Source organism: Bradyrhizobium sp. AUGA SZCCT0158 (genome assembly GCF_018130065.1).
Lineage (GTDB): Bacteria > Pseudomonadota > Alphaproteobacteria > Rhizobiales > Xanthobacteraceae > Bradyrhizobium.
On record NZ_JAFCME010000003.1, the window covers coordinates 1 to 23,480 of the forward strand.

General features: G+C 62.7%; 19 protein-coding genes. 13 read left to right on the forward strand and 6 right to left on the reverse strand.

Annotation, left to right across the window (positions count from 1 at the left end; all coding sequences use genetic code 11):
- Positions 1 to 660 precede the first annotated feature (660 nt).
- Complete coding sequence (locus tag JQ574_RS04830; RefSeq protein ID WP_212383348.1) at positions 661 to 1,383, forward strand: DNA-3-methyladenine glycosylase I; 723 nt, start codon at positions 661 to 663, stop codon at positions 1,381 to 1,383.
- 50 nt (positions 1,384 to 1,433) lie between these two features.
- Here JQ574_RS04830 and JQ574_RS04835 read toward each other — a convergent pair whose 3' ends face one another.
- The 6 genes from JQ574_RS04835 to JQ574_RS04860 form a co-directional block, all read right to left on the reverse strand.
- The gene (locus JQ574_RS04835; RefSeq protein ID WP_212209367.1) at positions 1,434 to 3,785 is read right to left on the reverse strand and encodes a mechanosensitive ion channel domain-containing protein; all 2,352 of its coding nucleotides are present in this window, start codon (positions 3,783 to 3,785) and stop codon (positions 1,434 to 1,436) included.
- 196 nt (positions 3,786 to 3,981) lie between these two features.
- Entirely contained in the window at positions 3,982 to 4,173 is a 192-nt protein-coding gene (locus tag JQ574_RS04840; RefSeq protein ID WP_212209366.1) for a hypothetical protein, read from the reverse strand.
- Positions 4,174 to 4,177: 4 nt separating this feature from the next.
- On the reverse strand, positions 4,178 to 5,335 hold the full coding sequence (locus tag JQ574_RS04845; protein WP_212209365.1) for a PepSY domain-containing protein: 1,158 nt from the start codon (positions 5,333 to 5,335) through the stop codon (positions 4,178 to 4,180).
- A 67-nt stretch (positions 5,336 to 5,402) separates the two neighbouring features.
- Positions 5,403 to 7,979, reverse strand: coding sequence for a TonB-dependent siderophore receptor (locus JQ574_RS04850; RefSeq protein ID WP_249119118.1), 2,577 nt, complete (start codon positions 7,977 to 7,979; stop codon positions 5,403 to 5,405).
- Positions 7,980 to 8,012: 33 nt separating this feature from the next.
- A complete protein-coding gene (locus JQ574_RS04855; protein ID WP_212209364.1) occupies positions 8,013 to 8,945 on the reverse strand; it encodes a helix-turn-helix transcriptional regulator in 933 nt (310 codons plus the stop codon).
- 185 nt (positions 8,946 to 9,130) lie between these two features.
- Complete coding sequence (locus tag JQ574_RS04860; protein WP_212036419.1) at positions 9,131 to 9,769, reverse strand: GntR family transcriptional regulator; 639 nt, start codon at positions 9,767 to 9,769, stop codon at positions 9,131 to 9,133.
- A 161-nt stretch (positions 9,770 to 9,930) separates the two neighbouring features.
- On the opposite strand from JQ574_RS04860, the gene JQ574_RS04865 reads away from it, so the two are divergent.
- The 12 genes from JQ574_RS04865 (at position 9,931) to JQ574_RS04920 (ending at position 23,470) form a co-directional block, all read left to right on the forward strand.
- Entirely contained in the window at positions 9,931 to 10,722 is a 792-nt protein-coding gene (locus JQ574_RS04865) for an enoyl-CoA hydratase/isomerase family protein (protein WP_212209363.1), read from the forward strand.
- A 42-nt stretch (positions 10,723 to 10,764) separates the two neighbouring features.
- Positions 10,765 to 11,985 carry a CaiB/BaiF CoA-transferase family protein gene (locus JQ574_RS04870; RefSeq protein WP_212383350.1) on the forward strand — a complete coding sequence of 407 codons (1,221 nt, stop codon included), beginning with the start codon at positions 10,765 to 10,767 and terminating at the stop codon, positions 11,983 to 11,985.
- A 60-nt stretch (positions 11,986 to 12,045) separates the two neighbouring features.
- Entirely contained in the window at positions 12,046 to 13,050 is a 1,005-nt protein-coding gene (locus tag JQ574_RS04875) for a tripartite tricarboxylate transporter substrate binding protein (protein ID WP_192736992.1), read from the forward strand.
- A 10-nt stretch (positions 13,051 to 13,060) separates the two neighbouring features.
- Positions 13,061 to 13,528 carry a tripartite tricarboxylate transporter TctB family protein gene (locus JQ574_RS04880; RefSeq protein ID WP_212209362.1) on the forward strand — a complete coding sequence of 156 codons (468 nt, stop codon included), beginning with the start codon at positions 13,061 to 13,063 and terminating at the stop codon, positions 13,526 to 13,528.
- A gap of 12 nt (positions 13,529 to 13,540) precedes the next feature.
- Positions 13,541 to 15,049 (forward strand): tripartite tricarboxylate transporter permease, encoded by a 1,509-nt coding sequence (locus JQ574_RS04885; RefSeq protein ID WP_212209361.1) that lies wholly within the window; start codon positions 13,541 to 13,543, stop codon positions 15,047 to 15,049.
- Positions 15,050 to 15,089: 40 nt separating this feature from the next.
- Positions 15,090 to 16,091 (forward strand): 4-hydroxythreonine-4-phosphate dehydrogenase PdxA, encoded by a 1,002-nt coding sequence (locus tag JQ574_RS04890; protein ID WP_212209360.1) that lies wholly within the window; start codon positions 15,090 to 15,092, stop codon positions 16,089 to 16,091.
- A gap of 427 nt (positions 16,092 to 16,518) precedes the next feature.
- Complete coding sequence (locus JQ574_RS04895; RefSeq protein WP_249119119.1) at positions 16,519 to 17,481, forward strand: hypothetical protein; 963 nt, start codon at positions 16,519 to 16,521, stop codon at positions 17,479 to 17,481.
- 269 nt (positions 17,482 to 17,750) lie between these two features.
- On the forward strand, positions 17,751 to 19,541 hold the full coding sequence (locus JQ574_RS04900; protein WP_212209359.1) for a peptide ABC transporter substrate-binding protein: 1,791 nt from the start codon (positions 17,751 to 17,753) through the stop codon (positions 19,539 to 19,541).
- Positions 19,542 to 19,598: 57 nt separating this feature from the next.
- Entirely contained in the window at positions 19,599 to 20,558 is a 960-nt protein-coding gene (locus tag JQ574_RS04905; protein WP_212209358.1) for an ABC transporter permease, read from the forward strand.
- A complete protein-coding gene (locus tag JQ574_RS04910) occupies positions 20,524 to 21,465 on the forward strand; it encodes an ABC transporter permease (RefSeq protein ID WP_212209357.1) in 942 nt (313 codons plus the stop codon). Before JQ574_RS04905 ends, JQ574_RS04910 begins: the two co-directional genes overlap by 35 nt.
- Positions 21,465 to 22,502, forward strand: coding sequence for an ABC transporter ATP-binding protein (locus tag JQ574_RS04915; protein WP_212209356.1), 1,038 nt, complete (start codon positions 21,465 to 21,467; stop codon positions 22,500 to 22,502). The genes JQ574_RS04910 and JQ574_RS04915 overlap by 1 nt, the downstream gene beginning before the upstream one ends.
- On the forward strand, positions 22,499 to 23,470 hold the full coding sequence (locus JQ574_RS04920; protein ID WP_212209355.1) for an ABC transporter ATP-binding protein: 972 nt from the start codon (positions 22,499 to 22,501) through the stop codon (positions 23,468 to 23,470). The genes JQ574_RS04915 and JQ574_RS04920 overlap by 4 nt, the downstream gene beginning before the upstream one ends.
- The last annotated feature ends 10 nt before the right edge of the window (positions 23,471 to 23,480 follow it).

A 23,480-nucleotide genomic window follows, 5' to 3' on the forward strand; every position in this document is an offset into this window, starting at 1 on the left:
ACCCGGCCTTCCCTGCGCAATGGCTTTACGGCTTATGCCGTGCTCTCCCCGGAGACGAGTTCTTGGTTGACTCCGTCACTGCCGTTCGGCTCTCGCCTACCCGACAGCTTGACACCTGCAACGGGCGCCAGAACCACACGGTTTTGCCGTACGCCTGTCCGCGCCGTCGTCTCAGCGCAAACCAGCGTCCACCGCAACCCGCCCAACGTCCGTGACGACGGCCGACGCCCTTCTGACCAGGACGGGATGGGCAAAGACATACCCGTGTTTTTCCTTCTGGTAAACAGAAATATTTTTTATTTCGGGGCTTGACACGACTTCCGTAAATCAGAAGTGATTTGCCCGTCGGGTTGTTTTGTCGCAGGCGACGACGACATTTGAGATTGCGAGCGATGCGACTCAGGCACTGAAGCTCGCCCCGAACTCGCTCTGTTCCCCTCCCCCCTTGCGGGGGAGGGCTAGGGAGAGGGGTTCTCACGGGCAGTCTCGCTTGTGGCCACCCCTCTCCCCAACCCTCCCCCGCAAGGGGGGAGGGAGCCGACCATTCGTGTGGCGCAAGCTCGGCATCATTGCGTAGGATGGATGCGCATCAGTTGGCCCTGCACTCGACCCATCCTAAGTGCCGCGCCAGAGGCCGAGACAGCCCGCAGGATTTTCCGCATGACCATCCCGTTCAAGACCATTCGCGCGCGCGCCGAGAAGCGCAAGGGCGGGCCGAAGGCGCTGCAGCAGCTGTTGCCGCCGAAGCCGGAGGCGAAGGCGCTTGCCAAACTCGGCGACGACCGGGTTCTCGCCGAGATGACCAAGCGGGTGTTTTCGGCCGGCTTTGCCTGGAGCGTGATCGAGAACAAATGGCCCGGCTTCGAGAAGGCGTTCCTCGGCTTCAAGCCCGGGCCGCTGACGCTGCAGGCGGATGAGTTCTGGGACGCGCTGATGAAGGACACGCGCATCGTGCGCAACGGCGCCAAGATCATGTCGGTGCGCTCAAATGCGAGTTTCGTGCGCGAGATCGCCAAGGAACATGGCAGCTTCGGCAAGTTTCTCGCGAACTGGCCCTCCTCCGACCAGATCGGACTACTCGATCTGCTGGCCAAGCGCGGCAGCCGGCTCGGCGGCAACACCGGGCAGATGATGCTGCGCTTTATCGGCTTCGACGGCTTCGTCACGTCGAAGGACATGGTGGCGTGCCTGCGCGAGTCCGGCCTAGATATCGCCGAGACCGTGACCTCGAAGCGCGACCTTGCCAAGGTGCAGGCGCAGTTCAACGCCTGGGCCGAGGAAACCGGCCTGCCTTACGTGCAGCTCTCACGCATCTGCGCGATGTCGGCCGGAGAGAATTACAGCAACGAGACGCTGGCGCGGTTCTTGGGTGGGGAGGAATGAAGATCTGAGGTCGGGGGTTTCCCTTATCAGGACACAGGCCTTCGTCGCCATCAGCCCGCCGCGCGCCGCGGCATCTGCTCCGGCGCCACCTCGGAAGGCTGCGGGATCTGCATCAGAATGGTTTTCCCTGTAGACGCGATTTCGATTCCGGCGTCCTGGAATTTCTGCTTCATGCGCCGGTTGAATTCGCGCTGCACCGGCCAGCGCCCGCTGTCGGTGCAGCGGATCTGACCGACGATCGAGACCATCGAACCATCAACCTTGTCGATGCCCCACAATTCGAGATCGCCGCGGATCGCGTGACGGTATGCGTCCTCGCGGCGCATCTCGGCGACGATGTCCTTGAGGATCTGCCCGGCGCGGTCGGTGTCTTCCTTGTAGGAAACATTGACACTGACGGACGCATTGCCGGCGCCGCGGCTTGAATTGGTGAGCGTCGTCACCGCGCTGAAGGGAACGATGTGCACCGAACCGTCGCCGGCCCGCAAGCGAATGGTGCGGATCGAGACATTCTCGACCGTGCCGGACAGGCCGGACACCGTGACGTTGTCGCCGACCTGGACGGTGTTTTCCAGGAGGAGAAACAGCCCGGTGATGAGGTCCTGCACCAGCTTCTGCGAACCGAAGCCGATGGCGATGCCGACGATGCCGGCGCCAGCCAGCAGCGGCGCGACGTTGACGCCGATCTCGCTGAGCGTGGTCAGACCGACCACCGTGACGATCAGGCACAGCAGCGCGGTGCGCAGCATCGGCTGGAACGTGCGCAGCCGCGCCGCGCGCGCGTAATGCCCCTCGCGCGACAGCGCATTGACCTGACGATCCATCAGCGCGTTGCTGATCTCCCAGATCGCGGCGGCCGCGAGCGCGGCAATGCCGATCGTCACCACCGCGGACAGCAGCCGGCTGCCGATCTGTCCGCCGTAGAACCAGACGATGGCGTCGATGCCCCATACTTCGAGCAGTGCGACGAAGCCCATGAAGGCGATGACCGAAGCGACGATCTTGCGCAGCAGCGGCAGATAGCGGTTGGCGCGGGTCTCCAGACCCGGGAAGCGCTGCAGAATCTCGGGGCGGATGCGGAAGCCTCGGTCGATCAGGCTCAGCACCACGATGATCGCGAGCCTTGCAATCAGGATGACGGCGATGCCGCCCACGAAATACTGCAACAGCAGCGAATAGCCGTTGCGGATGTGCAGCGCCCACACCGTCCACAGCGCGAGGTCGAGCGCGATTGCAGGATAGTGCCACACACCGGCAATGCGGTTGCGTATCTGGGCGGCCGCACCCGTGCGACCGTGAGGCGCGCGAATGGCGGCGGCGATCTGGCGGCGGCATTGCAGGATGATGACCACGATAAAGAGATGCACGACCAGCATCACGAGGCGCAGCAGCGCGGCATAGCCGCCGCGGCTCAGCCCGAGCAGCTGCGCCACGTTCGCAAAGGCGATGCCGGACACGCCGACGGCGACGATGCGCCGGACCCAGATCTCGATATAGGCCGCGGTCTCGGCGCGGACCCGAAACAGGCCGTACGGCCCAGCCAGCGCCCGCGCAGCACAGATCAGCGCGCGCGACAGCGCATAGCCATTGACGACCGCCTGGATCGCAAGCCGGACCGTCGGGCGATCGCCGATCTCGGTGCTCAGCAGCATGGTAGAAACGCCGACGAAGACCAGCACCGGCAGCAGTTCGAGCGCGAGCCGCCCCAGCACGAACGGCAACCTGATCAGCGACTGCCAGGCCCGCGCCAGGCTGAGACGCCGCCGGTGCAACGCCGGCTCCACGGTGACGCCAGCGGCGGAGGACGGCGGATCGACCATTGCCAGCGTCTGCGCCGGGGCGCGCGCGGTTTGCGGCAACCGCGCTTCCAACAGCGCCACCGGCCGCTTGATCAGGCGGAACACCAGCCATTCGGCAGCGAAAGCGCAGCCGAACACCAGCGCCAGTTTCCATGCGATGTCGAAGATCTGCCCGTAAGCCGCGGGATCGTTGACGGTTCGCAGGAACCAATAATAGAACGCCGGAAAATGCGTCATCGAGCGCACCAGATAGGTGACTTCGCGCGATATATCGCCGACCTGTTCGGAGACCGTCAGCAGCAATTGCGCGCCAAGACTGTCAGCGGTGAGCGGGATGGCCGGCTTCGCTTCGGGCGCCGGCTCGGCGGCCTGCGGCGATGAAGACGCACCCGCAATCGCCCGCAGCGTGTCGATCATCTGCGCGCGCTTCTTGTCGTCCTGCAGCGTCTCCAGCGCCCGCTTCGCCTGATCAGGCGTCAGCGCGTTGGTGCTGTTGGCCGCCGGGGCAGCGGCGGCCGGCGCGGTGTTGGATTGGGCAAGCGCCGCGGGGCAGGCAAACAGCGCGCACACGAGCAGCAGCGAGGGCAGGAATTTGTGCGACATCGAGGCCCCTTTTAAATGCGCACGACGGCAAAACCGGAACCGGTTTGCCGCCGCGCCAGCGTCATGTCGGAGAGCCCCTTTTCGCCGCCATCATGTGTCGGAAGTTTGCCATGGAGACGACTTTCTCTTGGCAATTTGCTCTTGGCATTTGCTGTTGGCATTTCACGAATGCCACGTCACACAAATGTCGCAGCAATTAATCGCGCGACGTCGCCTGCCTGCGGATGGTGAAGAAAAAATACAGCAGGACCGGCAGGGACAGCGAGGTCCATGACAGGCCGTCCCACCAGCCGTCACCGACGAGGGCCGCAACAAGGCCCACGGTGGAGAGGATGCCTATCAGTATAGGCAGCGAAAAGATTTGCCGCAGCGTCCGATGGTTTCTCAAGCGATCACCTGGACAGCACGGGCGTATCCAGGGCGATGGCGCGATCGACGCTGACGCCGGCCTTGCGCCGGCGCAGCCAGAGATAGACCCCTGTCCCCAACACGATGATCGTCAGCACGTCGAGCAGCGCCCAGAGGATCTTCAGCGGCATGCCGCCGTAGTCGCCAAAATGCAGCGGCTGCGAAATGAACAGCGTGGTGACGTACCAGGGCATGTCGCGGCTGTCGGTCAGCTTGCCGGTTTCCGCATCGATCAAGGCCGGCTTGAGCAGGCGCGAAGTCACCGGCGTGTCGCCCTTCAGGAAGACGGCATAATGGCTCTTGCTGCTGAACAGCGTTCCGGGGAAGGCGACAAAGCTCGGCGTCATGCCCGGCACCGTGTCCGTCGCGACGGTCACGGCCGATTGCAGCGAGGTCAATTTGGTGGGCGGCGCGCGATCGCGATATTGCGAAGTCATCTCGGCGAGCTGGCCGTATTGCCACATCTTCAGGACGAGATCGGCCCAGGTGTTGATCACGCCGGTGAAGCCGACCACGAGCGTCCACATCACGAGCAGAATACCCGCCAGATTGTGGATGTCGAGCCAGCGCACGATGCGCGGGCGCTGGCTGCGGTAGGTGCCGAAGTCAAGTTTCCGCATCGACGGCGCGTAGACCACGATGCCGGAGATGATCGCGACACAGAACAGGATCCCCATCAGGCCAAGAAACAGCTTGCCCGGCAAACCCGCAAACATGTCGGTGTGCAGCTTCAGCATGATGTAGGTGAAGCGGCCGGTGACGTCGGGCGAATCGAGATAGGCGCCGGTATGCGAATCCATCCGGACGAAGCGGTTGTTGGTCGGATCCGATGTGAGAGACTCGCCAACGCTGACGAACATCGCGTTGGGATCGTCGCGGTCCCAGATCAGGAAATGCGGCACCGGCATATTCTTCGGTGCATTCGCCATCGCGTTGGCGAGCAGCTTGTCCAGATCGGCGAACGGTGTGCCGGGCGCGACCTCGGCCGGCTTCACCTCGCTGTGCAGCAGCTCGTCGATCTCATGATGAAAGATCAGCGGCAGGCCGGTGATGCACAGCATCAGCATGAAAATCGTGCAGATGAGGCTCGTCCATTTATGGACGGCGCCCCATCTGCGAAGGGATCTGGTCGCTGGCGTCAATTGACTCTTCCTCCGTCCCGATAGGGTGCCGGTGCCATTCACAGCCCCGGCATCCCGACGTCCGAGCTCAATACTTCGTAACAAGCGCTGGCGGCTTTGGGGTTTCCCCCCAGCGATAGGTCAGTGTCGCGAGGATGGTGCGGGGCTGACCCAGCGCACAGAAAGCAAGGCCGGTGAAGCAATTCGTCACGTGATAGGTGTTGCCGATGTTGATGGCGTTGACCCGCAGATGAAGACCGCGCCAATCACGGTTCAGATAGCTGAAGTCGTACGTCAGCGCCGCATCGAACAGCGTATAGCCGGGGACCCTGATCAGGTTGGCGTCGTCGCCGAACAAGCTCCCCGTGTATCGGACGCCCCCTCCCAAACCAAGGCCCGCGACCGGTCCCCCGGTAAACTTGTAGAGCCCCCACAGGAATGCACTATCGCGATTCACGCTCGCAACGTCCTTGCCGATGATGGCAGGATCTACGTGATCCTCCACGATCGGTATGAGATGGGAGCCGCCGGCAATGATGTCGAAATTGTCCGTAACGCTCGCACGGAAGTCGGCTTCCACCCCCTTGACGCGGATTGCGCCAACCTGGAACGGAACGAATGTCGGCGTGTTCACCACGACATTCTTCTGGGTCATGTCAAAGATCGCAGCCGTGAACAGCATACTGGTGCCGGGTGGGGCGAATTTGATGCCCGCCTCGATTCCCTCTCCCGTCGTGGGCTTGAAGGGTTGTCCCGTTGCCGAAGTAAGCGACAACCCTGCGACCGGCTCGAACGACGTGGAATAACTGATGTAGGGAGCCAGGCCGATATCGAACACGTAGTTGAGACCAACCCTTCCGGTGAACGCAGAATCATCCTGGGGGACATTCACGTTGGCGAGCCTGTTGGTTGTCTCGGCAGTCGCACGGTCATGACGTCCCGTCAGGACCAGATTCCAGCGATCCAGCTTGATCTGGTCCTGAATGTAGACGCCCATCTGGTCCTTGTTTGTCGACGTGTTGATGAACGGGATCAGCCCGGCCTTGGTCGGCAGCGGCGTCGCATTATAGACCGGGTTGTAGACATCGATCGGGAAGCCGGGGAAAGTCCCGCGGTAGTCCGTATCGACTCTGGTTGTCTGGTAGTCCAGGCCGGCCAATACCTTGTGACGCAGCCAGCCCGTGTTGAAATCCGCCTGCAGTTGGTTGTCGATCGCGAAATTCTTCGTGCTGCCGCCAACAAAATTCGCATCGCGCAAGGTGATGCGTTGGGCCGGATCGAAAGCACCCGCGCAGGCGGGATGGCCGCCCGCGACAGGGCAAAGCGTCCCGGCATTGCGCATCGAAAACATATCAATGTCGACCGACGCCACCCGCATGTTCTGGCGGAACTCGAGGCCCTCGTTGAAGCGATGCTTGAACTCGTAGCCGATCATGGCCTGGTCATACCCGATCCGGTCGAACGCCGGTTCGCCGGTGTACCTACTGACGGGAATTCGACCGTTGGGATTGGCGAGGAGCGTACCGTACGCCGGCAGGTACTGATGGACCTGGCCGTTGAGGCGGTCGCGCTGCGCGCTGGCCAGCACGGTGAGGCTGGTGTCGGTGGTCGGCTGCCACGTGAAGCTCGGCGCTATGAAATAGCGTTGCTCCTTGTTCATGTCGACGAACGTGTCGCTTTCGCGCGCCAGGCCGACGAAGCGATAGAGAAATTCGCGATTCTTGTCGATGGGACCGGAGACATCGAAGGCCCCCTGAATCCGATTGAAGCTGCCGGTTTGTGCCTCTACCTCGCCGCGCTGCTCAGTGGTCGGGCGCTTGCTCACCATGTTGAGAATGCCGCCGGGAGAGGCCTGGCCGTAAATGCCCGATGCGGGGCCCTTGAGAACCTCGATTCGTTCGAGCCCGTACGGCTCTGTCCTTGGCTGAGCGAACTGGATCGTCGTATCGTAAGGCAGGCGCAGGCCGTCAAGATAACGCGGCGCGACAAAGCCACGGATCTTGACCTCGGTGTCGAACACGGACGCCGCGCCGTACAAGCTGCCCTGCGTCCCCGACGTATACCGAATGGCCTGTGCGACGCTCTGCGCGCCCTGTTGCTCGATCTGCTGCCGAGGTACGACATTGATGGATTGCGGCGTTTCGAGAATCGGCGTGTCGGTCTTGGTTCCGGTTGCGCTCTGCCGCGCGACGATCCCGTTAACCGGGCCGTTGGCGCGTTCTCTTGCGGGACCGCCACCGGCGTTCTGTTCCACCACCTGCTGCCGGGTGGGTGCCGCGACCTGCCTGGTCGCGCGTTGCGACCTTGCGGCCCTTCTCGCCGGCTGGGTTGGACGTGCCGCCTGCGGCTTCGGGGCATCGACGGTGACGGGCGGCAAGGTCTGGCCGGACTGCGCGTGAACCTCCCCGAGCTGCATGCTCAACCCGAATACGGTTACGCAGAAGAACGCCTTCGACGCCGCGCCCCACGCCGACGGCTGTACAGAATCACGCATCAGTCTCACCCCGTTCACTAATCCCCATTCACGAGAGATCAGATTTGATTTTTGGATGCCTTTGCGTATGCGCAAAAAACCTTTGATCGTGCGTCGACACTCTCCAAGTTCAACGCAGGAACTCGCCGCCCCGGTCATCGGCGCAGCACGATGCCGCCAGCCGCCGCGCATGCGGCCCGGTTCCCCCTTGGGAATGCGGTGATGTCAGGACAGTCCGTCGCGCTGGCAGCTGCTCGGCACGTAGCCAAAATGCCGGCGGAACGCCGTGGAAAAATTCGCCGGATTGGCGTAGCCCACGGCATAGGCCGCCTCGGTGACCGACAATCCCTGATGCAGCAAGGCTTCGCGCGCCGATTTCAGCCGGCTGGTTCGAAGATATTCCGATGCGCTGACGCCATAGACCCGATGAAATTGCGCGGTGAACGAACGGCGGCTGACGCCGGCATGCCTTGCCAGTTCGGCAATCGTCCAGGGATGCCGCAGATCGGATTCGATCAGCTCCCTGACCGCCTGCAGGCGTAAACGCTTATGGTCGGATACGAGACTGACGCCCTCGTTGCCGCGCAGCGCCAGCATGGCCCGGGCCAACATCTCCGTCGCATGCGCCGACAGCAGCAGCTCGGCGGTCCGGCCGTCGGCCACCGGGGAAATCATCTCCATGGCGATCGCCTTGATCCGGGGCGACGCCTTCAGCGAAGCGACGAAGATGTTTTGGTCCCTGGTGTCGAACAGTCCGATGAATTCATCCATCAGTCCGAGCCGCTCCAGGGACGCGAGGGGAAAGGCGACGCCGGCCGCCTGCATGTGCGCGCCGCGCGGCGCATCGCCGTCCCACAGCGTCGGCTCCTTGAGCGCCATGACCACGATGGAAGCATCCGAATAGCTGATGCGGGTGGCGCCCTTGCGCGCCCGGCCGCTCCCTGCCCCCTTGAGTATCACGGAGACAAAAAGCCCTGCCTTGATGACGCCTTCAGTACGAATCCGGGTGCTCAGCACCATGTTGTTGCGTTGGAAAAGGCAGCCGGGGGTCTCCAGCCATTGCGTGCGGCTGGCAAAATCTTCCACGATCGACCTGTCATCGTCATCGGGATCGACGATGCGGAACTGCTCGAAAATGTGGTCGTAGATATGCGGCATCAACACGGTTCGAAAACGCTCATGCCGCCACTATGCAATCTGCGCAGATCGTCCTCAACGAGGATCGCCGCATCCAGTTTAGAAGGCTTTGAAAATAGAATCGTTTTAATCAGCTTGCGGTGGATGTGGGCGCAGCCGCGTGCACGCCGCACGCGGCAGCAAGCAGACCCTGACCGGTTCGAATTTCATTCGCCCTCGGCGAAGCCGGCCCGGACGACTTCCTCGCGCTTTCGCCGCAGATGGTTACGCAGGATATGGGCGAGCCCGCCGGCGTCGCGCCGCTGCAGCGCGTTCAGGATTCCTTCGTGCTCCTGGATGGCAAGCGTCCAATGCTCAGGCGACATCGGCGTGATGAACCGTGCCCGCCGTATCCTTGCGGCGATCGACTCATAAAAGCCGGCAAGCACCGCGTTATCGGCCGCGCGAACGATGGCCTCGTGGATCAACCGGTTGCAGCGATAGTACGACAGCAGGTCCTGCGCGCGATAATGTTCGACCATGCTGGCCTGCAGCTCGGCAATTTCGCGCAATTGCGCGTCGGAAATGCGCGGACATGCCAGCTCACCGGCTGCGGCCTCGAGCGCCTCGCAGACTTCGAACAGTTCCTTGACGTCCTTCCGGGTGAGCTTGGCGGCGCGCGAGCCGCGATTGGGCAACAGCACCACGAGCCCTTCGGCCGCAAGCACCTTGAGCGCCTCGCGCAGCGGGGTGCGCGATATCGCGAACGACGCACACAGTTCGCGCTCCGGAATGCGCGCGCCCGGCGGGATTTCGCCCTCCGTCAAGACGTGCCTGAGGCGGGAAACCACCTCGTCATGCATCATATCGAGGTTCTCCTCAGTGACTTCATGGAACCATTTTGAATGCAAAAATGATCTAGACAAAGCAAATTAGACCAGAATTCTGTTGCATTAGATAGTTTTTGCATTCAAAAATGCCCTCCACAGCCAAACTGAGGTTCCATCCTGAGGGGTCTGTCAAGAAAATGAATGAAAACGTCACCCCCGACACAGACCTGCTTTACGAGGTCCGCGACGGTATCGGCCGGATTACCTTCAACCGGCCGCAGGCGAGAAACTCGCTGACCTTCGGCATGTATGAGCGGCTGGCCGCGATCTGCGAAGCCGCCGCCGGCGACCGCAGCCTCAAGGTGCTGATCCTCAGCGGCGCGGGCGACAAGGCGTTCGCGGCCGGCACCGACATCAACCAGTTTCGCGCGTTCAAGACTCCGCAAGACGCCATCGGCTACGAAGCCCGGATCGACCGCGTGCTGACCACACTCGAACAATGCGCCGTGCCGACCATTGCGGCGATCAACGGCGCTTGCACCGGCGGCGGCGCCGCGATCGCCGCATGCTGCGATCTGCGCATCGGCACCAGGACCGCGAAATTCGGGTTTCCGATCGCGCGGACGCTCGGCAACTGCCTGTCGGCATCCAGTATCGGCCGGCTCTCGGGCCTGATCGGGGCGACGCGGCTCAAGGAGATCATTTTCACCGCGCGCCTGATCGAAGCCGAAGAGGCCGCCGGCATCGCCCTGCTGCATGAGGTCGTGGAGGATCTTTCCGCCCTCGAACGGCGGGCCGATGAACTGGCGCGGCTTGTCGCCGGTCATGCGCCCCTGACGCTGCGCGCCACCAAGCAGGCGCTGCTGCGCGCGCAGCCCAAGCCGGCCGAAGACGAGGACCTGATCCTGATGTGTTACCAAAGCCGGGATTTCCGCGAAGGCATGGATGCCTTCCTCAACAAGCGCCAGCCGCAATGGACCGGCGACTAAGCAACAACAACAAAAACAACAACAAAGATTGCGGGAGAAACAATGGGTCCGCTGAGTGGATTGAAGGTTGTCGATCTGACGCACGTCATGGCAGGCCCGACCTGCACGCTGATGCTCGCCGACATGGGCGCCGAGGTCATCAAGATCGAAAAGATTCCGGCGGGCGACGACACCCGCTACATGGTCCCTCCCAAAATCGGCGACGTGGCGGCCTCGTTCCTGATGATGAACCGCAACAAGAAGGGCATTGCGCTGGATCTGAAGACGCCGGGCGGCGCAAAGGTGCTGCGGCGCCTGCTCGGATCGGCGGATGTGCTGGTTGAGAATTTCGGCCCCGGGGTGATGGACAAGCTCGGTTTCGGTTACGCCGATATCAAGAAGGCGCACCCTGCCCTGATCTACTGTTCGCTATCAGGCTTTGGCCGCACCGGCCCGTACAAGCATCGCCGCGGCTTCGATCTGGTGGCGCAGGCGATGAGCGGCATCATGAGCTTCACTGGCGAGCGGTCCGACGGACCACCCGTCAAATGCGGCGCGCCGCTGTCCGACATCACGGCGGGAATTCTCGCAGCCATGGGCATTCTCGCCGCCTATGCGCACCGTCTCAAAACCGGCGAAGGACAATGGGTCGAAACCTCCCTGTTCGAGGCCGCCCTCGTCCAAACCTATTGGCAGGCGGCGATTGCGATGGCCACCGGCGTGGCGCCGAAGGCGATGGGTTCGGCCCATCCGCTCAATGCGCCCTACCAGGCGTTCGAAACATCAGACAAGTGGATCGTGGTCGGCGGCGCCAACCAGAAAAACTGGATGCGCACGCTCGAAGTGCTTGATGCAACCGAACTGGCGCGGGATCCGCGGTTTGCGACCGGCGCCGATCGAATGGGGCATTTGAAGGAACTGGAAGCCGTGCTGACGGCGCGCTTCAAAACCAAATCCGCCGAATATTGGCTGGCTGCGCTCGAGGAGGCCGGCGTCCCCTGCGGGCCCGTCAACGACATGCTGCAGGCTCTCGCCGACCCGCAGACGATCGCGCGTGAAATGGTGGCCGAGGTCGCCCATTCCACGCTCGGCCAAGTGAAGACGATCGGATTGCCGATCAAGTTCTCGCAGACGCCCGGCAAGGTGCGCTCGGGCGCGCCGCTCTACGGCGAGCATACCAATGCAATCCTCGGCGCTTACGGCTTTGACGCCGACGAGATTGCCGCGCTTCACAAGGAGGGCGCGATTGCCGCGCCGGAGTTTGCGAAGGATGAAGTGGGCTGACGCAAAAGCCCGGAAACGCCGATAACAAGAAAATAAAACCAAAATACATGGGAGGACGAGATGTCTCAGAAGCCGACATTCGCTGCGATCGCCTTTGGTCTCGCCATCGGGTTCACGGGAGCGGCAAATGCCGCGTGGCAACCGGCCAAGCCGATCGAATTCATTGCCACGGCGGGCCCGGGCGGCGGCACGGACAATTTCGCCCGCGCGGTCCAGAACATCGTCACCAAATATAAGCTGGTCGAGCAGCCGATCGTCGTCGTCAACAAGGCCGGCGGCAGCGGCGCCGAAGGGTATACCTACACCAAGGCCATGGCCGGCGATCCCTACAAGGTCGTGTTTGGCACATCGAACGCCTGGAACCAGCCGATGGTCTCCAAGGTCGCCTATAACTACACCGACCTGACGCCGATTGCCGCGATGGTGCAGGACGAATTCCTGCTCTGGGTGAAGCAGGATGCGCCCTACCAGAACGTGCAGGATTTTCTCAAAGCCGTTGCCGCCAAGCCGCCGGGCGATGTCAAGATGGGTGGCGCGCAATCAAAGGACACCGATGAAACCCTCACCCGCATGATCGACAAGGCGGCCAAGGTGAAATTCGTCTACATTCCCTTCAAGAGCGGCGCCGAAGCCGCGGTGCAACTGGCCGGCGGCCATATCGACGCCCACGTCAACAATCCCAGCGAAAGCATCGGACAGTGGAAGGGCAGCACGCAGCGTCCGCTATGCGCCTTCAGCCCGCAGCGCTTGCCCGACGGACCCAAGGTCACGGCAACGCAGAACTGGCACGATATCCCGACCTGCGTTGAATCCGGCCTGGCCATTCCGCAATTCCAGCAACCGCGCACGGTGTGGCTGCCGGGAAAGGTGACCGCCGATCAGACCGCCTTCTATGTCGATCTGATGAAGAAGGTGCAGGCCACGCCGGAATGGAAGGAATATATCGAGCGGACGTCGCAAACCGACACTTTCCTGATCGGTGATGCCTTCAACAAGTTCATCAAGGAAGACATCGAACGCACCCGCAAGGTTGCTGTCGATGAAGGCTGGCTGATCTCCAACTAGGGTTCGGGCGATGGTCTCTGGACGCAGTCTGGAAGCGGCGACGGCGCTCATTACCGGGGCGTTCGGCGCAGCCGTGATCGTCTCCAGCCTCGACAACGGGATCGGCTGGTCCGCCGCCGGCGTCGAGTCCGGCACCTTTCCATTGATCGTCGGCCTCGTCATCCTGGCCGGCAGTCTGTTCAATCTCGTGCAGGGATGGTTGCAAGCGCGGGCCGTCATTCTTGGGCCAAGCGAGTTCAGGCGATTGGCGATCCTGTTCGTCCCGGCGGCGGTCTTTGTCGGGGTCATTCCGCTGATCGGGATGTATCCGGCCGCCGCGCTCTATGTGTTCGGAGCGCTGGCCTGGCACAGGCGCGGCTCGCTGCTGGTTCCGGTCCTCGCCGCGATCGGCGCGGCGCTGGCGCTCTATCTGATGTTCGAGAAGACATTCCAGATCTCGCTGCCGCGCGGCGCGCTCGGCACCTGGTTCGGCTTCTAGGGGAGCGCTTCGTTGGAAAATCTCGAAGCCCTGATGCACGGCTTTGGCATCGCGCTGTCAGGCAATCATATTTTCCTGATGGTGATCGGCGTGCTGCTCGGCATTCTGGTCGGCGTACTGCCCGGCCTCGGCGCGCCCAACGGCGTTTCGCTGCTGCTGCCGCTCACCTTCGGAATGCAGCCGGTATCGGCCATCATCCTGCTCTCGTCGATGTATTGGGGTGCCTTGTTCGGCGGCTCGGTCACGTCGATCCTGTTCAACATTCCCGGCGAGCCATCCTCGGTCGCGACCACGTTCGACGGCTATCCGATGGCGCGCGACGGCAGGCCGACCACCGCGCTGGCGACGGCGTTCGGCTCGGCTGCCTTTGGCGCGCTCGTCGGTGTCGTTCTGATTACGCTTGCGGCATCGTGGGTGGCGCAAGTGGCGCTGGCCTTTGGGCCACCGGAATATTTCGCGGTCTACTTTCTCGCGTTTGCGAGTTTCATCGGCATGGGCGGCTCGCCGCCGATCAAGACGCTGGTGTCGCTCGCGATCGGCTTTGCCCTGGCGGCCGTCGGGATCGACACGGTCTCCGGCAGCGTGCGGCTCACCATGGGCATCGACGAGATGGTGAAGGGCGTCAGCTTCGTGGTCGCCGTCATGGGCCTGTTCGGGATCGGCGAGTTGATGATTGCCGTGGAAGAGGAATTTCACGTCAAGGCGATCTCCTCCAAGGTGGAGTGGCGTGAAGTCTTCCGTACGCTCGTGGGTCTTCCGAAACATGGCTGGGCGCTGCTGCGTAGCGCGGCGATCGGCTGCTGGATGGGTATCACGCCGGGAGGCCCGACCGCCGCATCGTTCATGAGCTACGGCATCGCCAAGCGCCTTTCGCCCCGGCGCGCGAATTTCGGCAAGGGCGAGCCGGAAGGCATCGTCGCTCCGGAAGCCGCGGACCATGCCGCCGGCACCAGCGCCCTGCTTCCGATGCTGTCGCTGGGCATCCCGGGATCGGCGACCGCGGCCGTCATGATGGGCGGCCTGATGATCTGGGGCCTCAATCCCGGACCGATGCTGTTCGTCGAGCAAAAGGACTTCGTCTGGGGACTGATCGCCTCGATGTATCTCGGCAACGTCGTCGCCGTGGTGCTGGTGCTGCTGACGGTGCCGATCTTCGCGGCGCTGATGCGCGTGCCGTTCTTCATCATTGCACCGGTGATCGTCATCATCTGCACCGTCGGAGCCTATTCGGTTTCCAATTCCTATCTCGACGTCATGTTGATGATGGGATTCGGCGTGCTGGGATATCTGTTCAAGAAGCTTCATTATCCGCTGGCGCCACTGGTGCTCGCGATCGTGATTGGCGACAAGGCGGAAGACGCATTTCGCCAATCCATGCTGATGTCTAAGGGCTCGCTCGGAATATTTTTTGCCAAGCCGCTGGTGACAACGCTGATCCTGCTTGGCGCGGCGCTGCTGCTGATGCCGACAATCTGGCGGACGATCGGCCGGATGATGCCGCGGTCAGAAGTGAAGCCATGATCGTCGTAGAGAACAATTTGACCGCAGAACGGGGATTCCAATGAGACCGATCATAGCGCTTGCGATGGGTGATCCCGCCGGCATCAGCCCGGAACTGACGGCAAAACTCCTCGCCCTCGATGAGGTCGCGGCCCGGGCCCGGATCGTCGTCATCGGCGACCGCCGCGTCCTCGATGACGGCGCACGCGTTGCCGCGGTAAAGCTTGACCTGATATCCGCGTCGCCCGACGCCGATCTGTCGAAGGAAGAGCGGGTCCCGGTTTTCATCGATCTCGGCCATCTCGATCCGGCATCGGTCGCGCGAAGCACCGCGACAGCCGAAGGCGGCCGGTTTGCGCTGACGAATTATCGTCAGGCGCTGACGATGGCACGCGACGGCCGGGCCGACGCCGTTTGCTTTACGCCATTCAACAAGAACGCCATGCGACTTGCACATCCCGTCTATGACGACGAGATCAGCTTTTCGGCCGACGTGGTCGGGCTCGACGGCCCGGCAAGCGAATTCAACGTGCTGGATGGGCTTTGGAATGCCCGCGTCACATCGCATATCCCGCTTGCGGAGGTCGCTTCGCACATCACCAGGGAACGCGTCCTGCGTGCACTGCGGCTAACCGATGCATCGATGCGGACCGCCGGATTCAAGCGTCCGCGCATCGCGGTCGCCGGCCTCAACCCCCATGCCGGCGATGGCGGGAATTTCGGGCGGGAAGAGATCGACGCGATCGGCCCCGCGGTAGATGAGGCCCGCGCTGACGGGATCGCGACCGAAGGCCCGTTTCCCGCAGATACCGTGTTCCTCCGCGCCAAAGCCGGCGCATTCGATGCGGTGCTGACGATGTATCATGACCAGGGCCAGATCGCGATGAAGCTGATGGGCTTCGATCGTGGCGTGACGCTGCTGGGCGGCTTTCCGTTTCCGATCTGTACGCCGGCCCACGGAACGGCCTACGACATCGCCGGGAAGGGAATCGCGGGAATCGGAGCCGCCCATGCGGCGATCCTGCTTGCGGTGGAAATGGCGAAGAGAAAGTTGCAGGCTTGAATCGGTGTTGGGCAACCAACTCGTGCGGGAGAGCCCTCTCTGAAACCAAGATCGCTCGTTCGATTTCTCTCCGTGAGGTGCGCGAATCGCGGGAACAGCCGCGGCCGCCGATGTGCGCGTGAGGATCTCGACTGGCATCCATAGCGTCTATTCCGAGCTCGCTCCGGCTTTCGGGCCTGCCAGCGGCTAGCGTCTGGAACGCTCCTGCCGTATTCGGTTTGACGAATAACCACGGCGACAAATTTGATCGCGACCAAAATATTTGATGACAGTTTTATGACAGCGCCGCTCGCGCAAGCGCAGAACGCAACGCGCTCAGCATCACCCCGCAAGACTCCTGCCGCACGCATATTTTTGTCGTGATTCGCTGCAATTTATGACAGAAGTAAAACAATCAGATGTCAGTTCGATTAATGCGGAGCGGTAAATGAGCTTGGAATGGCGTGCGCAACCAGCCTCCCTGGCCTGGTCTAACCCGGTGATCCGGTGGTGGGGCATGCTGACGCTGGTCAGCGGCGCCAATATCGCGGTTTGGTTCGTGCTGTACCGCCAGCTCCACGGACAGCCGATTGGAAGTCCAGCCAGCGCGTCCGGCGTGGAGTTGATGCTCGCGCTCAGCGCGGCCTATGTGTTCGGCTGCGCCTTCCGCTCGATCCTGCCGCGCGCCGACGTGCAGCGGATCTGCCTGTTCGACACCTGGCTGTCGAGCGTGTTCGTCGGCCGCTCGGTCGCGACCGTGGCCGAGATCGCCTTCGCGGCGCAATGGGCGATCATTCTGCATCAGCTCGGCACCATGACTGGCGCCGACACCACCGTGAACGCCGCCTGGGTGATCGTGCCGCTGATCGTGATCGCGGAGTGCTACTCATGGCACGCGGTGCTGACCACCAAATATCTGAACAACGCCATCGAGAATTCGATCTGGGCCGTCGTCTTCTTCATCATCGGCGTCGGCCTCTGCCGCCTGCTGCCGGAGTTCGACGGCGCGGTGCGCGCGATCCTGGTCGTCACCACCGTCGGGATCGCATTCTATCTGGCGTTCCTGATGACCGTCGACGTCCCGATGTATCTGAACCGGTGGCGGGCCGATGTCGCCGACGGCAATCCGCTGCTGCATCCGCTCGAGGGTCTGCGCGACGTGCGCACGCGCTGGATCGTGACGCACGACATTGCCGAGTGGAAGGAAGAGATTGCCTGGATGTCGCTGTATTTCAGCCTGGCGGTCTGGTCGAGCCTGGCGCTGTGCGTGTTCTATTCGCTCGAGGATCATCTGCCGCGCTATCGCACCCCGGCCCCGGTCGCGAGCTTGCCGTCGACCGCGAGCATTTCGTCGCAGGCGCCGGCGGTCATTGCCGGGCTTGATCCCGTCATGGTGCACCACCGCAATTAGTCGCGGACGCCGCTTTTCCCAACGAACTTGCGTGGCTGCAGTCCGGATAGCCGGTCTCCTGGCGAACCGGTCGCTTGGTCAGCCGGGTCAAGCCGGACTTTTGGTCAAGACGGTTTTGGCGAAGCGTGGCCCAGTTCCTGCTTTGACAGTCTGGTACTAACCTGATCCATTTCCTTGGTGGTCCAATCATTTGGTCCACCCCCCTGCGGCGGCAGGGGCGCCAGGGGGGCGCAAGTCAGGCATTCAGCACCAGCCGAGGAGTCAATCCGATGCAAGAACGGGAACTTCGAGATCTCATTGCAGACGTCAAGACCGGACGCTTGTCGCGGCGGTCCTTTGTCCAGCAGATGATCGCCGTCGGCCTGACCGCGCCGATGGCCGGCATGATGCTGGCCCAATCCGGGGTGGCGATGGCCCAGACCACGTTCCCCTACAAGCCGACCAAGGCCGGCGGCGGCGGTTTGCTGAAGCTGCTCTATTGGCAAGCGGTGACCCTGCTTAACCCGCATTTCGCCATAGGGACCAAGGACCAGGAAGGCTCCCGAATCTTTTACGAGCCGCTGGCCGGATGGGACGCCGAAGGCAATCTGGTTCCGGCGCTCGCCGCCGAGATTCCGAGCAAGGAAAACGACGGGCTCGCCGAAGACGGCCGCTCGGTGGTGTGGAAGTTGAAGCGCGGCGTCAAATGGCATGACGGAAAGCCGTTCACGGCTGATGACGTGGTCTTCACCTGGGAGTACGCGCGAAACCCGGAGACCGCCGCGGTCTCGATCGCGAGCTACAAGGACGTCCAGGTCGAAAAGATCGACGATTTCACCGTTCGCGTCGTGTTCGCCAAGCCGACGCCGTATTGGGCCGATGCCTTTGTCGGTAACTACGGCCCGATCCTGCCAAAACACGTGTTTGCCGATTATATCGGCGCCAAGTCACGCGACGCGCCGGCCAATCTGAAACCGGTGGGCACCGGCGCTTACATGTTCGTCGATTTCAAGCCGGGCGATGTGGTGGTGGCCAAGCGCAATCCCGACTACCACGTCGCCAATCGACCGCAGTTCGATACGCTGGAAGTCAAGGGCGGCGGCGATGCCGTGTCGGCCGCGCGCGCGGTGCTGCAGACCGGCGAATATGATTACGCCTGGAACATGCAGGTGGAAGACGAAATCCTGCTCAGGCTGGAGGCGGCGGGCAAAGGCAAAGTGACCATTACGCCGAGCGGCAACGTCGAGTTCATCATGCTCAACGCGACCGATCCATGGACCGAGGTGGACGGCGAGCGCGCCAGCGTCAAGACCAAACATCCGCTGTTCAGCGACCCGGCGGTGCGCCAGGCCATCGGCCTCCTGATCGATCGCACCTCGATCGAGAAGTTCATCTACGGCCGGACCGCTACCGCTACCGCGAACTTCCTCAACAATCCGGAACGCTTCCGGTCGAAAAACACCAAGTTCGAATTCAACATCGAGAAAGCCAACGCGATCCTGGAGGCCGCCGGCTGGAAGAAGGGCGCCGACGGCATTCGCGCCAAGGACGGCAAGGCGTTGAAGTTCGTGTACCAGACCTCGATCAACGCGCCCCGGCAGAAGACGCAGGCCATTGTCAAGCAGGCGTGCCAGAAGGCCGGCATCGACGTCGAGCTGAAGTCGGTGGTCGGATCGGTGTTCTTCTCCTCCGACACCGCCAACCCCGACACCTACCCGCATTTCTATTGCGACGCGCAGATGTACAACACCACCATGCCGCAACCCGACCCGCAGCTGTTCATGAACCAGTATGTGTCATGGCAGATTGCGAACAAGGAGAACAAGTGGCAGGGGCGCAACATCTCGCGCTGGCAAAACAAGGAGTACGACGAGCTTTACAAGCAGGCCGAGCAGGAGCTCGACGCCGTGAAGCGGGCGGCGATGTACATCAAGCTCAACGACATGGTGGTCGGCGACAATTACATCCAGCCGGTCGCCGCCCGGTCGAGGGTCTCGGCGGTAAAAGGCGGCGTGACTGCGCATTTCAGCGGCTGGGACAACGACCTGTGGCAACTTGCAAACTGGTACCGGGAAGCGTGAGATCAGACGTGAGATTCGTGATGCGCAAAAACTGAACGGGCGGCAGCAGGACGAACGATGGGAAAGTACATTCTCAGACGCCTGACTATCGCCCTTCCCAGCCTGCTCGGCATCAGCCTCATTCTGTTTGTGCTGCTCGCGCTGGCGCCGGGAGATCCGTTCGGCGAACTGGCTACCAACAGCAATATTCCGCCCGAGGTGGCAGCGGCGTTGCGGGTGAAATTCGGGATCGACGATCCCATTATGATTCGCTACCTGCGCTGGCTCGCGGCGATGCTGCAGGGCGACTGGGGCTTTTCGTTCGCCAGCCGCATCGACGTCGACCAACTGATCCTGCAACGCGTGCCGACCACATTGTTTGTGGTCGGCTCGTCGCAGATCCTGGCGTTGGCGGTGGCGCTGCCGGTCGGCGTCTATGCGGCGATGCGGCCCTATTCGATCTTCGACCAGATCGCCAACACCTTTGCGTTCGTCGGCTTCTCGCTGCCGACGTTCTTCACGGGCTTGCTGCTGATCCTGGTCTTCAGCGTCAATCTCGGCTGGCTGCCGTTCGTGTATCGCGCCGACATACCAGGCAGCGGCTGGCAATGGGCCTGGGAATATTTCAAGCAGGCCATCATGCCGATCGCGGTGCTCGGCCTGTTTCAAGCCGCCTCCTATACCCGTTACGTGCGCTCGGCGGTGCTCGACGTCATCCGGCTCGACTATGTCACGACGGCACGCTCGAAGGGCCTCAATGAAGGCAAGGTCGTCATCAAGCACGTGGTGCGCAACGCCTTGATTCCCGTGGTGACGCTGGTCGCGCTGCAAATGCCGGCCGTGTTCGGCGGCGCCATCGTCACCGAACAGATCTTCCGCATCCCCGGCATTGGTTCACTGCTGATCAGCGCCATCCTCGCCAACGACACGCCGGTCATCATGGCGGTGACCTTCGTGTTCGCCTGTCTCGTCGTCGTCTTCAACCTTTTGGCCGATATCATCTATGGCTGGCTCGACCCACGCATCTCCTATCGCTGACGTCGTCGTTCCGCTTGAGGGACGCCCGCGCCACATCTCGCCCGGCTTTGACGCCTGGCGAAAATTTCGCCGCCATCGCATGGCGGTCGCGAGCATCGCGATTTTGACGTTGCTGACCGCGGCTGTCCTGTTCGGGCCGCTGATCTGGCGGATGCCGATCAACGAAATCGATTTCACGGCGCGGCTGAGTCCGCCGTCGTGGGAGCACCCGTTCGGCACCGACGATCTCGGCCAGGACCTGCTGGCGCGCATGCTGTACGGCGGACGCATTTCGCTGGCGGTAGGGTTCGCGGCGATGGCGGTCGCCATCATCGTCGGCGTCCTGATCGGGGCGATCTCGGGCATCTCCCGCGGCAGCGTCGACGCCGCACTGATGTGGATCACCGATCTGTTCCTGGCGTTGCCGCAGCTGCCGCTGCTGCTATTGGTGATCTATCTGTTCCGGGATTTCCTCAAGAACTGGGTCGGCGCCGAAGGCGGCGTCTTCATCCTGATCGTGCTGGTGATCGGCGCGTTTCGCTGGATGCCGGTGGCGCGTTTGGTGCGCGCGCAGTTCTTGTCCTTGCGCGAAAAGGAATTCGTCGAGGCGGCGCGCGCGCTCGGCGCCACCACGCCGCGGCTGGTGATCAGGCATATCCTGCCGAATTCGCTCGGACCGGTCATCGTGGCCGGCACCATCGACGTCGCGGCGGCCATCATCGCGGAATCGACGCTGTCGTTTCTCGGCCTCGGCTTTCCGCCTGACATCCCGACCTGGGGACGGCTATTGTTCGACGCCAAGGATTATCTCGACATCGCGCCGCACTGGGCGCTGTTCGCGGGCGCCGCGATTTTCCTGACCGTGCTCACCATCAATTTCATCGGCGACGGATTGCGCGACGCGCTCGACCCCCGGAGAGTCATGTGATGTTGCGTCCGGAGGATACCGCGAACGTGCCTGCAGCACGGACCGGCGAAGCGCCCTTGCTCGACATCCGGGGCTTGAAGACACATTTTTCGACGGATGACGGCATCGTGCAGGCGGTCGACGGCGTCGACATCGCCGTCCGGCGCGGGGAAACCGTCTGCGTGGTCGGCGAGTCCGGGTGCGGCAAGACGGTCACGGCGCTTTCCGTGCTCAAGCTGATCGCAATGCCGCCTGGACGGATCGCCGGCGGGCAGATTCTGTGGCAGGGCCGCGACCTGGTGCCGATGGCGGCGGACGAGCTGAACCAGATTCGCGCCAAGGAAATCGCCATCGTGTTCCAGGAGCCGATGACCTCGCTCAATCCGGTCTACACCATCGGCGACCAGATCGGCGAAGTGATCGCCCTGCATGAGGGCTTAGGGCGCCGCGCCGTGCTGGAGCGGACCATCGACATGCTGGCGCTGGTCCAGATCCCGAACCCGGCGCGCCGCGTCAATGACTACCCGCACCAGTTCTCCGGCGGCATGCGGCAGCGCGTGATGATCGCGATGGCGCTGTCGTGCGGTCCGAAGCTGCTGATCGCGGACGAGCCGACCACGGCGCTCGATGTCACGATCCAGGCGCAGATCCTCGATCTGCTGCAGGACATGAAATCGCGCCTCGGCATGTCGATCATGCTGATCACTCACGCCATGGGCGTCGTCGCCGAAGTCGCCCAGCGCGTGGTGGTGATGTATGCGGGCAAAGTGGTGGAGGAAGCCGCGGTCGAACAGCTGTTTGCCAACCCCCGCCATCCCTATACGCAGGGCCTGATCCGTTCGATCCCGCGCGTCGACCGGGGCGGCGGCCGCAAGGCCCGGCTGCAGACCATCGCCGGCACGGTGCCTAAACTGATCAACCCGCCCGGGGGCTGCCGCTTCGCGCCGCGCTGCGGTTTTGCGACCGATGAATGCGTGCGCGCGCAGCCTGCCTTGCGCGAGCTCGAACCCGGCCACAAGGTGGCCTGCATCCACGCCGAAGCGACGGTGGTTCAATGAGCGAGCCGCTGCTCAAAGTCGCAAAGCTGACCAAGGAGTTTCCGCTCAAGGGCGGGTTGTTCGGCGGTCACACCGCCAGCGTTCATGCCGTCGACGGCGTCGATTTTCACGTCGATCGCGGCGAGACGCTGGGCCTGGTCGGCGAATCCGGCTGCGGCAAGTCGACCACCGGCCGCTGCGTGCTTCGCCTGATCGAGCCGAGTTCGGGCGAAATCCATTTCGACGGCAAGGATGTCCGGTCGCTCAAGGCCGACGACCTTCGGATCCTGCGCCGCGACATTCAGATCATCTTTCAGGACCCCTATGCGTCGCTCAATCCGCGCATGAATGTGGGCGCGATCGTCGGCGAAGCGCTGATCATCCACCAGTTGACCAAAACCAAACAGCAGTTCGAAGAGCGTGTGGTGGATTTGCTGGAAACCGTCGGTCTGCGCGCGGACCATATGGGCCGCTATCCGAACGAATTCTCCGGCGGCCAGCGCCAGCGCATCGGCATCGCGCGGGCGCTCGCGGTCGAGCCCAAGCTGATCATCTGCGACGAGCCGGTGTCGGCGCTGGACGTTTCGATCCAGGCCCAGGTCATCAACCTGCTGGAAGATTTGCAGGAGAAGTTCGGGCTCGCCTATCTCTTCATCGCCCATGATCTCGCGGTCGTCGAGCATATCTCCAAGCGCATCGCGGTGATGTATCTCGGGCGTATCGTCGAGATGGCGTCGGCCCACGAGCTGTATGCCTCGCCGCGACATCCCTACACCGAAGCGCTGCTGTCGGCGGTGCCGATACCGGATCCGAAAGTGAAGCGGCAGCGCGTCCGGCTGTCGGGCGAAGTGCCGAACCCGATTTCTCCGCCGACCGGCTGTCACTTTCACACAAGGTGCCCGATCGCGCAGTTTCCGCTATGCAAGAGCGAGGCTCCGCCGCTCAAGCAAAGCGCCGACGGCCACTGGGTCGCCTGCCACTTCCGCTGACAAGGGCGCG